A 15,102-nucleotide genomic window follows, 5' to 3' on the forward strand; every position below is an offset into this window, starting at 1 on the left:
TTAAAAAGGAAAAGGAGGGGCATGGCTGATAGGAGATGTTCCTCTCAGCGGCAGGACATTCTTTTCCAACGGCAAAAGTAATGAATTATTTTTTGATTTGAAGCATTCCGTTGACAGCAATTACCTTGCCTTCGTCCAACAATCCATGTAACACATCGATGAGCATGTTTTTATCGTCTGCTATCTGTTCTGCCAAAGTGGCTGGAGTTTGTCGTTTATCAGATAGGGCTTGAAGAATCTTTTCAGAAAGTTCCTTTTCCGAAAGGTGGCCGGAAGGTTTCTTGTTCTTCAAATTGATGCAAGTGTCGCACTGCCCGCAGTTATGCTCGTTCTTCTCTCCGAAGTAGTGTAGCAGCATCCGGCTACGGCACACGGTATCGCTGCTCACGTAATCCAGCATGGCACTTATGCGTTTCTCATATCGCTCTTTGCGTTCCTCGTACACGGTGGAAGGGATTTGCAGGTGGCGCATTTCAACCCTCTCTCGCGTGTATATTATATATGGTGTCTTTTTGCGGGGGATGTAACTGACGATATGTAGCTTGGCTAGGTGGATGAGCTGTTCATACACTTGCCGGCGTGTGAGTCCAGTGCGTATGGCCAGTGAATCTTCATTGATGAAAGCATGGTCTGTGAAAACCCCGGTATAGGAGCGGAGAATGGTTTGGATGAGTTTGTCCATATCTTCGCCGAGCTCTCTCAGTTTATAAAGTTCATCTCGACGGATAGTGAACAGTAGCCGGGATGCATTGTCTTGTTCGTCTGTATATTCCAGGTATCCCGCTTGTGTCAGAATCTTCAAGGCACTGTCCACGGGAACGGGGAAGTACTTGAACTTTCGACAAAAGTCTTCTATATTGAACTCGCGTACACAGCCTTGTCCGTCTCCCATTGCCATCTGGTAATAGTATTGAAGATGCTCATATACTTCCTTTATATACTCTTTTTCAGGAAAGGTGTCGGGAATGCGTTTGTGCAGTGTTGCCTTATCCGACTTGGCGTAAAGGACGACCGCGTAGGCTTTTTGTCCGTCCCTTCCGGCACGTCCTGCTTCCTGGAAGTAGGCTTCTATGGAATCGGGCAGGTCCATGTGGATGACAATCCGTACATCCGGTTTGTCGATACCCATACCGAATGCATTGGTGGCGACCATGACACGGCTTTCTCCTGTTTGCCAGCGTTGTTGGCGGATGTCTTTGGTGGCGTCATCCAGTCCGGCATGGTAGAAATCTGCGGTGATGCCTTCGTTGTGCAGCAGTTCGGTAATTTCCTTGGTGCGGCGGCGGTTGCGCACATAGATGATGGCGCTTCCGGGCATACGGCGCAGGATGTGCAACAGCTCTCCCGTCTTGTTTTCCGTTTTACGGACGATATAGGCGAGATTTTTGCGCTCGAAACTCATGCAGAACACATTTTCCTCACGGAAATGCAGACGGGCCTGGATATCTTTCACTACTTCCGGAGTGGCAGTGGCTGTCAGTGCCAGCACGGGTACACCGGGTAGCAGTGTGCGTATCTCGGCTATCTTCAGATAGGCAGGACGGAAGTCGTAGCCCCATTGCGATATGCAGTGGCTTTCGTCTACCGTAATCATACTGATTTTCATCTTCTGCAGTTTGGTGCGGAAGATTTCAGTATCGAGCCTTTCGGGGGAGATATAGAGGAACTTGAAATTGCCGAATATACAGTTCTCCAGTGTGACGATGATTTCCTGCCTGCTCATGCCTGAGTAGATGGCAAGCGCCTTGATTCCCCGCTTTTTCAGGTTTTGTACCTGGTCTTTCATGAGGGCAATCAACGGAGTGATGACCAGGCAAAGTCCTTCTTTAGCAAGTGCCGGAACTTGGAAAGTGATGGATTTTCCTCCTCCCGTGGGCATTAGTCCCAAAGTGTCCCGTCCCTCGGTAATGCTGTTGATGATATCTTCCTGGATTCCCCGGAAGGTATCGTATCCCCAGTATTGCTTCAGAAGCCTCACCCCCAATCCCTCCCCCATAGGGAGGGGAGTTTTGAAGTTACTACTGCTGCTCATGGTCTTATTGAACTTTCTTGCTACTTCTTATCGTTGAATTGATATTCTTTCCTTCTCTATGCTAATAGTAGTGATTACTAATCTTATAGCATCAACCAATTTTCATCATTTCCTTAATATAAGGAGACTATTCTTATTCCCCTCCCTGTGGGGGAGGGGTTAGGGGAGAGGCTTTCAGTTCGGCTTTATGTCTTCAATCTGCAACTGCACTTCACCCCTCTTATGGGTATTCTCTTCAATGGAATAGCAGATGTCGAAGGAACGTTTGGTCTTGATGAAGCGTACGTGGGAACTTTGCCCGAAAGCGATGCCGTTCATTACATTGTTCGATTTATTATCCACCAGTTCTAGCTTGATATGTTCCTGGTCGCGGCCTACGACTTTGCTGGTACCATAATCATAGACATTGTGCGTACAGAAAATGGGTTTGGCATTGTCCGGTCCGAATGGATTGAATTTCTTCAAGTCGCTGAAGAATTTCGGAGTGATGTCTCTGAAATCAATCTCGGCATTGATGTCGATGACGGCGCATGTCTGTTCCGGCAGGATATTTTGTGATACGAACTCTTCGAAGCGTTCGATAAAGGCCGGTACATTTTCCACCTTCATGGAAAGACCGGCGGCGTAGGTATGACCTCCGAAGTTTTCCAGAAGGTCGCGGCAGTATTCAATGGCTTTGTAGACATCGAATCCGGAGACGGAACGGGCAGATCCGGTTGCCATGTCATCCGTACGTGTCAGTACTACTGCCGGCCGGTAATAGATTTCCGTCAGCCGGGAGGCTACGATGCCGATGACGCCTTTATGCCAGTCTTCATTGTACAATACGATGGAACGTCGGTCGGCAAGTCCGTCCAGGTCAGCTACAATCTTGTTGGCCTCCTCGGTCATGGTCTTGTCCAAGTCCTTGCGTGTCTCGTTGTATTGGTTGATTTGTCCGGCTTTCTCCAGGGCAAGAGAGAAATCTTTTTCAGTAAGCAAGTCAACAGCTTCTTTCCCGTTCTGGATACGTCCGGAGGCGTTGATGCGGGGACCTATTTTGAATACAATGTCACTGACGGTGATGTCCTTGTCCGTCAGTCCGCAGACATCAATGATTGCTTTCAGGCCTACGCTGGGATTACTGTTCAACTGCTTCAAACCGTGGTAGGCGAGAATGCGGTTTTCACCCATAATGGGGACAATATCCGATGCGATACTGACGGCGCAGAGGTCCAGTAAAGGGATAAGGTGATGGAACTCGATACCGTTGTTGAGGGCAAATGCCTGCATGAACTTAAAGCCTACACCGCATCCGGACAGATGTTCATAAGGATAGGTGTTGTCTTCCCGTTTGGCATTCAGAATGGCTACAGCAGGGGGCAGTACATCATCGGGGACATGATGGTCGCAGATGATGAAATCAATGCCTTTCTCCTTGGCGTATGTGATTTCTTCGACGGCTTTGATACCGCAGTCCAATACAATAATCAAACCTACACCACTCTCTGCGGCATAGTCTACTCCTTGGATTGAAACTCCATACCCCTCATTGTAACGGTCGGGGATATAGTAGTCGATGTTCGAATAGAACTGTTGAATAAACTTGTAGACCAATGCCACAGCCGTGGTACCGTCTACGTCATAATCTCCATAAACAAGAATGCGCTCTTTCTTTCCCATTGCCTTGTTCAGGCGCTCTACGGCTATATCCATATCCTTCATCAGGAATGGGTCGTATAAGTCCGGTAGTTGGGGGCGGAAAAACTTCCGGGCATCCGCTGCCGTTGTTATTCCCCGCTCCACCAGCAATTTTCCCAATATTGGGCTAATTCCCAATTCTTGGGCCAGTTGTTGGCTTGCTTCTGCCTGTTCGGGTGTAATGGGTTGATAATTCCATTTGTGAGTCATTTTATATATTATTTTTTCTTTTTCTATCTCAAGATGTTGGGGGAGTAGAGGGGGGCAATACGTGCACTTTTCTCCAACAAGGTGTAAAGGTATGAAAAACTCTTGAAACGGAGGTGAATTCTGCGGAAAAACTTTATAAGTATATGTATTCTCCACTAAAAAACTTTATTTTTGTATCCATTAAAAAATATCGCTATGCTTGTTTTTATCTCTTGTGCAAAGACCATGGCAGCGCGCTGCTCTGTTGTCGTGCCCGAAGTCACAGTCCCGAAATTCGAAACGGAGGCTGTGCGGAATGCGTTGGAAATGTCGCAGTATTCAGTATCCGAATTGGAAAGGCTTCTTCGGGTGAATACCAAAATTGCTGCCGAGAACCGTTTGCGTTTTCATGATTTCTGTTCGGAGGAGAATCGTTCGATGCCAGCCGTTTGCGCCTACACGGGAGCTGTTTTTAAACGCATTCTTCCGAAAGATTTTTCAGCGGAGGATTTTCGTTATGCGCAAGAACATCTACGTATCACTTCTTTTCTTTATGGGTTGCTTCGCCCGCTGGACGGTATCAAACCCTATCGTTTGGAAGGAGATGTCCGTTTGCCCGAAAAAGGTGGAATATCCATGTTTGATTATTGGAAGCCTTTGTTGACGGATTACTTCATAGAGGAAATTAAAAACTGTGGCGGTGTTCTCATTAATTTGGCAAGTGCTGAAATGAAAGATTTGTTCGACTGGAAGCGGGTGGAGCAAGAGGTGCGTGTTATTACGCCCGAGTTTCAAGTTTGGAAGGCCGGACAGCCGAAGACTGTCGTTATCTATGCCAAGATGTGTCGCGGAGAGATGACGCGTTTTATTGTCAAGAACCGTCTGGAGTGTCCTGAGGAGTTGAAATCCTTTTCTTGGGAGGGCTTCGTCTGGGATGAGATACGCAGTACGGAGAATGTATGGCATTTTTCGTTAGGTACATTTATGTAATGAAAAGGTACATTACGTTTGGCTCAGATGTTACTATATGTTGCTTTCGATGTTTGCGCAAAATGAAGAACTAAATACGCAATTTAGGATGAGGGAAAAGAATGAACCCTCTACATTTGCATGCAGTAAACTTAAAAGCAATATACTATGAAGAGAAACAGATTAAGAACAGTTGTTGTATTAGCTTTGACCATATTTCTATTGAATGCTCCGGTTTGTGCTACAGCTTCCAGATTGCAGGATACTTGTGCGGAGGCGCGGGATGAGGTTGCACTGCGGCCTGAGTGGATGAGGATTCTCCATGATACGCTTCCTATATGTAAGATTTCTATTCCTGGTTCACACGATAGCGGTAGTATCAAAGGAGGGCATATGTTGAAAACACAAGCAACAGATATTCCCGCTCAATTACGGCAAGGCATCCGTGCTTTCGATATCCGTTTGGAAAAGAAGGGTAATAAACTGGGGGTGTTTCACAGTCATGCCTTTCAGGATATATATTGGGAAGATGATGTTTTACCTGCTTTTATACACTTTCTGCAAACATATCCTTCTGAGACTTTGATTGTTTCCTTGAAAAAGGAAGGGGGAGAATTGCGGGATTATGCTTCTCTGCTGTCCGTTTCTTTAAGCAGCCCTGAGTATCAAAGTTATTTCGTGATGGACTTTCGCCCTGAACTGACGCTGAAAGATTGCCGTGGAAAGATTCTTTTCCTGCATAGGGATCATGCTATGGATAATTATCCTGGAGCAGCATGTGTAGGTTGGGAGGATGACAGTACTTGCCTGCTCACTCTTCGCAATAAAGATGGTAAGGAAGGAGTGGCTTTGCTCGAAGATAAATATCAATATGAATCGGGTGAGGAGGCCGGGAAGAAGGTAGGGGTTTGTGTCCGTAATATTGAAGGGATGTCTGCTGAGCCGGTTTCCTCACGTCGGTGGGGAATTACTTTTGTAAGTGCGACGGGGCTGCCCTTGGGAACCCCTAAAGTCTTTGCTGATAAGGTAAACAAGCCTATTGCTGACTATTTAAAACAAAAGAATAGCCGGAATTGCGGTATTGTTTTTATCGATTTTGTCAGTGAACCTGGAGGAAAAGATTTGGTGGAATATTTGATTGACAGTAATGTTTGCGCAAAATGAAGATTTATATGCGCAATTGGGAATACTGAAAAAAAAGCATTTTCTTAATTTTGCACATGTTGAACACCTTAATGTTATATACTATGAAACTGTCAATAGATTTAGGAGGAACCAATATTCGAATAGCCCAAGTGGAAAAAGGGAACTGCTTGAATAAAGTGTCGGTTCCATGTTTAGCTCAGCAAGATGCTTCTACTGTGCTAAACCAGCTTTCCCAGCTTATTCGGAATATGATGAATGAGCAGGTAGATGGTATCGGTATCGGTGTCCCTTCAATTGTTGATCCGGAGAAAGGAATTGTATATAATGTAGCAAATATATCTTCTTGGAAAGAAATACACTTGAAGGAGATTTTGGAGAACGAATTCAAGGTGGCAGTTGCCATTAATAATGATTCCAACTGTTTCACTTTGGGGGAGAGCCTATACGGCGAAGGAAAATCTTATACCAACATGGTAGGCGTTACTATTGGGACCGGAATTGGAGCTGGCGTTGTCATTGGCCGTCGTTTGTATGGTGGGCAATATATGGGAGCCGGTGAGATAGGCTCATTTCCTTATTTGGACTCTGATTTTGAACACTATTGCAGTAGTTTCTTGTTTAAACGTTATGGCACTACCGGTGCGGTAGTAGCTGAAAAAGCCCAGCAAGGAGAACAAGCTGCATTGGAGATTTGGAAAGAGTTTGGGAGGCATTTGGGTAATCTTATAAAGGCAATTCTTTTTGCCTATGCTCCCCAGGCTATTGTTTTAGGAGGCGGTATTGTATCGGCTTTTCCTTTCTTTAAAAATGCTATGGAACAAACAATGCAAAGTTTTCCCTACAAGATTATATCGGATAATGTGAGTGTGGTGGCTTCGCATCAAAAGGATTCCAGTTTATTGGGTGCTGCCGCTCTTCTTGAGTAATAATCCCTATACGGTTTGATTGAAAATAATAAATATTTTGCAGTTATATTATTTTACGCATAAATAAGGACTGTTAGAGAATTGTTCCTTTTGTAATAACTATGTAATTCTGCTTTCTGACCTTTGTGGCGGAATTATAATTTTCTATATTATAAACTTTAAATTTTGAATGCATGAAACAAGTAAATCTTAGAATCTATCGAACGATTCTGACCCTATTGTTGGGACTGTTCTTGTCGGCAGGTGCTTATGCACAGCAGATTTCTGTGAAAGGAACAGTAAAGGATCAGACTGGCGAACCTGTGATTGGTGCCAATGTGTTAGTAAAGGGGACGACTAATGGAGTGATTACGGACGTTGACGGAAACTTTAATGTTTCGGCCGATAAAAACGGCGTATTGGTAATCAGTTTTGTCGGCTATGTGACTCAGGAAGTACCAGTGGCAGAAAAACAAATGGTAATTGTGCTTAAAGAGGATACAGAACTTCTGGATGAGGTTGTTGTATTAGGGTATGGTGCGAATACACGTAAGCAGGACTTGTCTGCTTCAGTGGGTGTAGTAAGTAATACTGAAGAATTGGCTGCTCGCCCGGTAACTTCTACCGAAGGCATGCTGCAGGGACAGCTGGCAGGTGTTACCATTACGGCCGATGGTGGCGACCCAACTTCTTCTCCTAACATTGTGATTCGTGGTCAAGGCTCACAAGATGGAGACAATGTACTTTGGGTTGTGGACGGTGTTCCCGGTGCACCTATCTCATCCATGAATGATATTGAAAGTATCGTTGTTTTGAAGGATGCTGCTTCTGCTGCTATCTATGGCGCACAGTCTGGTGCAGGTGGTGTTGTGTTGGTAACTACCAAAAAAGCGAAACAAGGTGCTCCTTCGTTGACTTATGACGGCACTTTTGGTATTCGTCAGGCTACCAATTTGATAGAACCACTGAATGCGGAGCAGCAGATTGAGATGCGTAAGATATCTCATCAAAATGCAGGACTTTCGCTTCCAGTCGGTTGGGATGTTACCAAAAATCCATGGATAGGTACGACTCGTACTGATTGGATGGATGAGATTTTCCGCACTGCCTTCTACCAACGTCATAACGTAGCGTTGAATGTAGGTTCTGATAATTTTTCAAATCGTATATCTTTTGCTTACGATAATGATGAAGGTGTTTTGATTAATACTTTCAAGAAGAATCTTACATTACGTTATAATGGTAAAATGCAGCTGAACAAGTGGGTGAGCGTCAGTGAGGATTTTGTATGGCAGAACACTACCCAACGTTCCAAAGCTACGGATAACGATGCTTATACAGGACCTATCCTTTCGGCTATCTACATGCCGGCAAGTGCCACTGTCTATAATCCGTTGGACGGAAGTTATGGTGGTGTGACTACGGAAGAGCCTGCCTATATTGAAAAATATGGTTCGAATTTCTCTGATATCCACGGGGATGCTGTAAATCCGGTACGTCTATTGGAAGCAGAGAATTTGTATGACAAGATAAGTGACATATGGAGCACTACCAGCTTGGAGATAGCTAATGTACTTCCTGGATTGAAGTTTACGAGTCGTTTTACTTATAATATGAAGACTAATCATTACAAGAAGTTCAATCCTATTCGTGATGAAGTAGGTAAACCGGCTTTGTCGAATAATCTTCAAGAAACTACTTACCGTAGAGATGCTTGGAAGACGGAAAATACCCTGACTTATGATAAGACATTCGGTGAACATACGGTTGGTGCCTTGTTCTCGACTACGGCAGATCATTCTGAAATGCGTGGACTGGAAGTGACGGGTAAGGATTTTGCGGATGAATCGGAATTTTTACAATACATGGCGTATGCAGGATCAGTGACAGCATCTGACTATTTGACTGGACCTGATGCCAATGTGTCGTTGATTGCCCGTTTGGCTTATTCTTATAATGACCGTTATTTTGCTACTGCATCTTGGCGTCGTGATTATGCTGGACGTTTGCCTAAGGAAAATAACTATGGTGATTTCCCTGCAGTGACCCTTGGATGGAAAATATCTAATGAAAAATTCTTTAAGAAGAGTGATTTTATCAGTTTGCTGAAATTGCGTGCTTCTTGGGGGCGTGTAGGTAATTTGAGCTCTATAGGGCTTAATTATAAGTCTGCTTTGTTGAAGAAAAGCTCGTGGACAGAACAAGCACAATATGGTCCTGAGGCAAATAATATCTGGAATACTTTGATTTACAACGGCTCTGCGTTAAATCCTGATTTGACCTGGGAAACTTCAGAACAGACTGACTTGGGCTTGGATGTTGAGATGTTTAAAAACCGTTTGTCGGTATCATTAGACTATTTTGATAAACGTACTTTCAATTTGATTCAGACACAATCAATGGGGTGGCCTTCTACTATGGGACTCGATGCCATGTTAATCAATCAAGGTGAAGTGCGTAACCGTGGCTTTGAGATTCAAGCTAATTGGAGCGATAAGATTAACAAAAACCTTTCTTATTTCGTATCGGGTAACTTCTCGTATTTAAAGAACTGGGTATCAGATATAGGTGTGAAGGATGCGGATGGCAATCCGGGTTTGTGGCCTAATGATAAAAGGTTCCGTAGCATCCCTTATATGATGCAGAGTACGGAAGGGGAACCTCTGAATTCCTTCTACTTGATTAAGACAGATGGTTTGTTCCAAAGTGATGCAGAAGTTGCCGAGTGGAATGCTAAACATGGAACATATGTGACCAATGATAATGGTGAAAAAGAGTGGGTAGGTATTCAGCCGAATGCCAAGGCTGGTGACTTGAAGTTTGTGGATCATAATGGCGATGGTAAAATTACGGATGCAGACCGTCAGTATATGGGTAGTGCGACTCCGAAGACGACTTTTGCCTTTACATTGGGAATGACGTGGAAAAAACTTTCTTTCAGTGCCATGTTCCAGGGAGTAGGTGGAGCAAAAGCTTTATATGTAGGAAAGTACATGCTGTTGAGTGATGTAGAAGGAAACTTTAACCGTTCCAGCGGGATATTGAATGCTTGGAGTCCTACAAATACCGGTTCTGATATTCCTCGTTTGTCAAAGAATGACCCGAATGGAAACTTTACGACTGCATCTGATTGGTATTTGGAGAATGCTTCTTATCTGCGTTTGAAGAATGTAACCCTTTCTTATGATTTAAGCGATGTATTCCGCAAGTGGTCTCATTTGAATGACCGTAACAGCCGTTTGTCTGTGTACTTCAGTGGTGAAAATCTTGCTACTATCACTGGATATTCTGGTATGGATCCTGAATGTGGTGGCTGGGATGCTTTGAAATATCCGGTATCTCGCGTATTATCTGTTGGTGTAAAATTGACTTACTAATAATTAATAGAGAAGAATGATTATGAAAAAAAATATATTATTTTTTGCGATGTCTGCCACATTGCTTATGAGTTCTTGCAGTGACTTCCTTGATGTGCAACCAGAGGGAGATGCTACTACAACGACTTATTTTACCAATGACCTGCAGGCTATTGATGCTGTAGATGCATTGTATGAAAGATTTCATCAGGAAGCTGTATATGGACGCGAACTGTTTTGGGAACAAGGTGCCGCGTGCGACGTTGTGTGGGGAAAGACCCGTGATTTTCCAACACTTGCTACATTGAAATATACAGGAGACGAATCCCCTTTGCGTACTATTTTTGATACTATGTACAAAGTGATGGCACGTTCCAACTGGGTAATACAAGAGTTGCTTAAGAAAGGGAAAAGCACCACTTTGAGTGATATTGAAAAGAGAAGTCTCGGTGAAGCTTACTTCACTCGTGGATGGGCTCATTTCTTGATTGCTTATCGTTACGGTCTTGATACACAAGGGGTACCTTTTGTCCGTTATGAAGATTTTGAAGGTGGCTATGACAATTCTATTCCTCCTCAGCAAGCTTCGGTCATCGATAATTATAAATTGATTATCTCGGATATGGACAAGGCAATAGAGTATTTGCCCCGTTTTGAAGAGTATGGAGATAATGATAGAGGACGCGCGCACGATGCGGCTGCAGTAGCTTTTAAAGCTAAAGTTTATGCTTATTGGGCAACTTGGGATGCTACACAATGGGGAAATGTAATCAGTATGGTCAATGAACTGGAAACTGCTTACGGACGTGATTTAGCCGGTACTTATGAAGAGTTGTTCTCTTCTGATTTCTCTAAATGGTGGAATAAAGAGTATATTTGGACTATTCCTGGAAATGGTGGCTCTCAAGGTGGCGGTTCGGAGTTTCCGGGAGTTGTCCTTGAGAACAAAGGCTGGGGACAATATAATGGCTGGGGACAGAACAAGCCGTCTTATGATATTTACGAAGAGATGTTGAAAGACGGAGCTGGTAATGACCGTTTGGTTCGTACGGTTTTAGAGTATGGTCAGGAATTTCAATTCTTGGGTGAATCCCGTGCTTTTTATTCAAGCTCGGATATTGAATCCGGTTTTATGATTAATAAATACATGGATCCCTTTAAGTATGAAGATGCAGCCAATAAGGGGTATATCAATACAAACGGAGACTGGCCGACGGTACGTATTAATTTTCCGGTTATCCGTTTTGCAGAAATGTTACTTTTCCGTGCGGAAGCTTATTTGATGACTAATAAAGCGGACTTGGCTACGGCTGATTTGAATCGCATTCGTAAACGTGCCAATGTTGCATTATTGACGGGCACTGCTACTATGGCTGACCTATATCATGAACGCCGTTGTGAATTGGCATTTGAGTTTACAGACCATTTATATGATTTGAAACGCTGGTATCGCTCAGGCAATACTGAAATAAAGGCTTTGGCTGCTGCCGAATTGAATGCCCGTCCGCGCGTACGTCATTATGCCAACCGCCAGGACCCTGCTTCCACATTCGTTGTAGGTGAGTATGAGGATTATACGGATAAGATTGCTTATCAGGATTACATGATCGTATTCCCTTATCCTTCGGTTCAGATTACCAAATCTGATGGTAAATTAAAACAGAATCCTCATTATGATTGATATTTTCTCTGAAAGAGATAAAATATAAAAAAAGACCTCATTGCCATTGGTCTAATCTGCAGGGGTTGGTATTTTCGGGTATTGATCCTTGCAGATATTTCTTCTTTTTCTTTCATTTGCAAAGGCTATTCATAAAATCATTTTAATATACGGAGAGACGGCATTCCCGACAGTCTGCAGCGCTCTTCAAATATACAGTCTGATGAAATTAAAAACTCTTATATGTGCAACTACTGCCTTTTGGGCTTGCTGCTCTTGTACATCCGGTGAACTATCTCCCGTAGACTATGTAGACCCTTTTATAGGTACCGGCTTTCATGGGCATACTTATCCGGGGGCAACCGTTCCGTTCGGGGCGGTACAGTTAAGTCCTGACACGCGTGCCGGAAACTGGGATGCTTGTTCGGGGTATCATTATAATGATACGACTCTAAAAGGTTTTTCACACACACATTTAAGTGGGACCGGATGCATTGATCTTGGGGATATACTGTTTCGTCCTACTACGCTGAAACCGGATTTGACTACGGAAAGCATTTACCAGCCAGCGGCTTTTTCCCATAAAGACGAAGATGCTTCTGCCGGATATTATTCGGTTGTTCTGAAAGAAGAAGGAATAAAAGCTGAATTGACGGTAACGGCACACGCCGGTATGCACCGCTATACGTTTTCTTCCGGCAAAGAAGCATCTATTATTATAGATTTGACTCATTTGCTTGATAACGAATATATTTATGAGGCTGAACTTGAACAGACTGCCGCCAACGAAATAACAGGTATGCGCAGAACCAGGGGATGGACGGACAATCAGTACGTTTATTTTGTAGCCCAGTTCTCGAAACCTTTTCAGGCCATAGACTTTATACAGAATAAAAAGATGGTTTCTGCAGGAGTTAAGTTGAACGGTACCGATTTGCAGGCTTGCTTGTCCTTCGATAATAGTAATGGAGAGCCGGTTATAGCCAAAGTTGGATTATCCATTGTCAGTGAAAAGAATGCACGTGAGAATTTGGAAACCGAGGTGATAGGTTTCGATTTTGATGCCGTGCGTAGTGCTGCCCGTTCCGCTTGGGAACAAGCTCTCTCTGCTATTACGGTAAAAGGCGGCAATACGGACGACTTGAAGAATTTCTATACAGCCATGTATCATTCTATGGTTGTACCCAATGTCGTGAGTGATGTCAATGGTGAGTACCGCCGTCATAATATGGAAATTGGGCAATTGCCAAAAGGCAAAGTGCAATATTCTACATTTTCGCTTTGGGATACTTTCCGTGCATGGAATCCGTTGATGACTTTGATTGATACAACTTTGGTCAATAATATGATAAATTCCTTTCTGGACATTTACGAATCTTCGGGTGAACTTCCTATCTGGCCGCTTTCTGCCGGAGAGACGGGAACTATGATTGGTTATCATGCAGTGTCCGTTATAGCAGATGCTTATATGAAGGGTATTAGAGGATTTGACGCGGAAAAGGCGTTGGAAGCTATGGTAGTTTCTTCTGAAAAGAACAAAAAGGGAGCTGATTACTATATTCAGAATGGCTTTATTCCTTCTAATATAAAGAAAGAGTCCATCTCTTGTTTGCTGGAGTTTGCCTATGATGACTGGTGTATTGCACGTATGGCTCAGGAAATGAGTAAGGATGATATTTATCAAAAGTATATTCAACGTTCCCAGAACTATATCAATGTTTTTGATGGTAATACAAAATTCTTCCGCCCCAAGCGGATGGATGGGAACTGGGAAACTCCCTTCAATCCTATTGAGGTAGGTCGTGCCTATACGGAAGCCACAGCCTGGCAGTATCGCTTCTTTGTACCTCACGATGTAAGCGGTATGGCACAACTGTTTGGTGGTAAGAAAGAGTTTATTACCACACTCGATTCTATCTTTACAGTAGAGTCGGATGTACATGGCGATTTAGTGGATATTACCGGACTGATAGGTCAATATGTTCATGGCAATGAGCCGAGCCATCATATCGCCTATCTGTACGATTACGTCGGACAGCCTTGGAAGACGCAGGAAATGACACGCCGTCTGCTCCATGAAATGTACGCTCCTACGCCTGAAGGAATCATTGGTAATGAAGATTGTGGACAGATGTCCGGTTGGTATATATTATCCAGCTTGGGTATTTATTCAGTTTGTCCGGGAAGCAATGAATTTGCACTGACTACTCCTCTATTTGAGAAAGCGGTTGTCAACCTGGCAAATAGAAAGACTTTGACCATCCTTGCCAACAATCCGAAGAAGAATGTCTATATCACAAAAGTAGAATTGAACGGACAACCGATAGATGTAAATTTTATTACTTATGCACAGTTGATGGAAGGTGGAGAACTTCGTTTTACTTTGTCCGATAAGCCGAATATGGAGAGAGGTGTTTCCTCTGAAGCATCCCCTTATTCCTATACTAAAGATGAAGTCGTTTCCATTCCCTATGTGGATAAGGATTTGAACTTGTTTATGGATAAGGTAACGGTTGCATTGGCCACAACAACCAAGGATGCCGAAATCAGATATACATTGGATGGCAGCGAGCCCACAGAGCAGTCGGCATTGTACGAGCAGCCTTTTGAACTGGACAAGACCACTTTAATAAAAGCCAAAGGATTCAAGGAAGGTCTCCGCTCAAGCAGAACATTATCCATATCGGCAACGAAAGCTGAATTAAAGGCTGCTCTTTCTGTAAATCCTACTCAGAATGGTACATCTTATAAGTACTTTGAAGGCACTTACCAGAAAGTGGCTGATGTAGAAAAGTCACCGTTGCTGGAGTCTGGTGTCATGCCCGAACCTTCTATTAAGGGTGCTAAGCAGGAGGATCATTTCGGTTATATCTTTTCTGGATTGATAAATGTTCCCGAAGATGGGGTCTATACTTTCCAGACCCGTTCGGACGATGGCAGTGTCTTGTACATTCACGATGAGCAGGTAGTCAATAATGATGCTTCCCATGCTGCAATTCCTGCTACCGGAATGGTCGCGCTGAAGAAAGGTTTTCATCCTTACAAGCTCTATTACTTTGAAGATTATGAAGGTGAGTATTTGAGCTGGGCTTGGAAACTGCCTTCTGCCGAGAAGTTGGCACCCATCCCTGCATCGGCTTTATTTGTGAAATAATAGTTTAATAT

At 43.6% G+C, this 15,102-nt stretch carries 8 protein-coding genes; 6 read left to right on the forward strand and 2 right to left on the reverse strand.

The window, feature by feature from the left end:
• Window positions 1–85 precede the first annotated feature (85 nt).
• Window positions 86–1,996 carry an ATP-dependent DNA helicase RecQ gene (locus DWY55_RS17360; protein ID WP_008664190.1) on the reverse strand — a complete coding sequence of 637 codons (1,911 nt, stop codon included), beginning with the start codon at window positions 1,994–1,996 and terminating at the stop codon, window positions 86–88.
• A 210-nt stretch (window positions 1,997–2,206) separates the two neighbouring features.
• The gene (recJ, locus tag DWY55_RS17365) at window positions 2,207–3,922 is read right to left on the reverse strand and encodes a single-stranded-DNA-specific exonuclease RecJ (RefSeq protein WP_005833333.1); all 1,716 of its coding nucleotides are present in this window, start codon (window positions 3,920–3,922) and stop codon (window positions 2,207–2,209) included.
• Window positions 3,923–4,117: 195 nt separating this feature from the next.
• On the opposite strand from recJ, the gene yaaA reads away from it, so the two are divergent.
• From yaaA to DWY55_RS17395, 6 genes are all read left to right on the forward strand, one after another.
• Window positions 4,118–4,891 (forward strand): peroxide stress protein YaaA, encoded by a 774-nt coding sequence (gene yaaA, locus DWY55_RS17370; protein WP_005830017.1) that lies wholly within the window; start codon window positions 4,118–4,120, stop codon window positions 4,889–4,891.
• A gap of 147 nt (window positions 4,892–5,038) precedes the next feature.
• Window positions 5,039–6,034: a phosphatidylinositol-specific phospholipase C gene (locus tag DWY55_RS17375; protein WP_117879051.1), complete on the forward strand. Its 996-nt coding sequence runs from the start codon at window positions 5,039–5,041 to the stop codon at window positions 6,032–6,034.
• A gap of 83 nt (window positions 6,035–6,117) precedes the next feature.
• Window positions 6,118–6,942: an ROK family protein gene (locus DWY55_RS17380; RefSeq protein ID WP_005833328.1), complete on the forward strand. Its 825-nt coding sequence runs from the start codon at window positions 6,118–6,120 to the stop codon at window positions 6,940–6,942.
• Window positions 6,943–7,115: 173 nt separating this feature from the next.
• Window positions 7,116–10,298 (forward strand): SusC/RagA family TonB-linked outer membrane protein, encoded by a 3,183-nt coding sequence (locus DWY55_RS17385; RefSeq protein ID WP_117879050.1) that lies wholly within the window; start codon window positions 7,116–7,118, stop codon window positions 10,296–10,298.
• Window positions 10,299–10,320: 22 nt separating this feature from the next.
• Window positions 10,321–11,958, forward strand: coding sequence for a RagB/SusD family nutrient uptake outer membrane protein (locus DWY55_RS17390; RefSeq protein ID WP_005833325.1), 1,638 nt, complete (start codon window positions 10,321–10,323; stop codon window positions 11,956–11,958).
• Between the two features lie 202 nt (window positions 11,959–12,160).
• Window positions 12,161–15,091: a GH92 family glycosyl hydrolase gene (locus tag DWY55_RS17395; protein WP_120178185.1), complete on the forward strand. Its 2,931-nt coding sequence runs from the start codon at window positions 12,161–12,163 to the stop codon at window positions 15,089–15,091.
• The last annotated feature ends 11 nt before the right edge of the window (window positions 15,092–15,102 follow it).

This window comes from Bacteroides sp. AF25-38AC (assembly GCF_003602995.1).
Lineage (GTDB): Bacteria > Bacteroidota > Bacteroidia > Bacteroidales > Bacteroidaceae > Bacteroides > Bacteroides uniformis.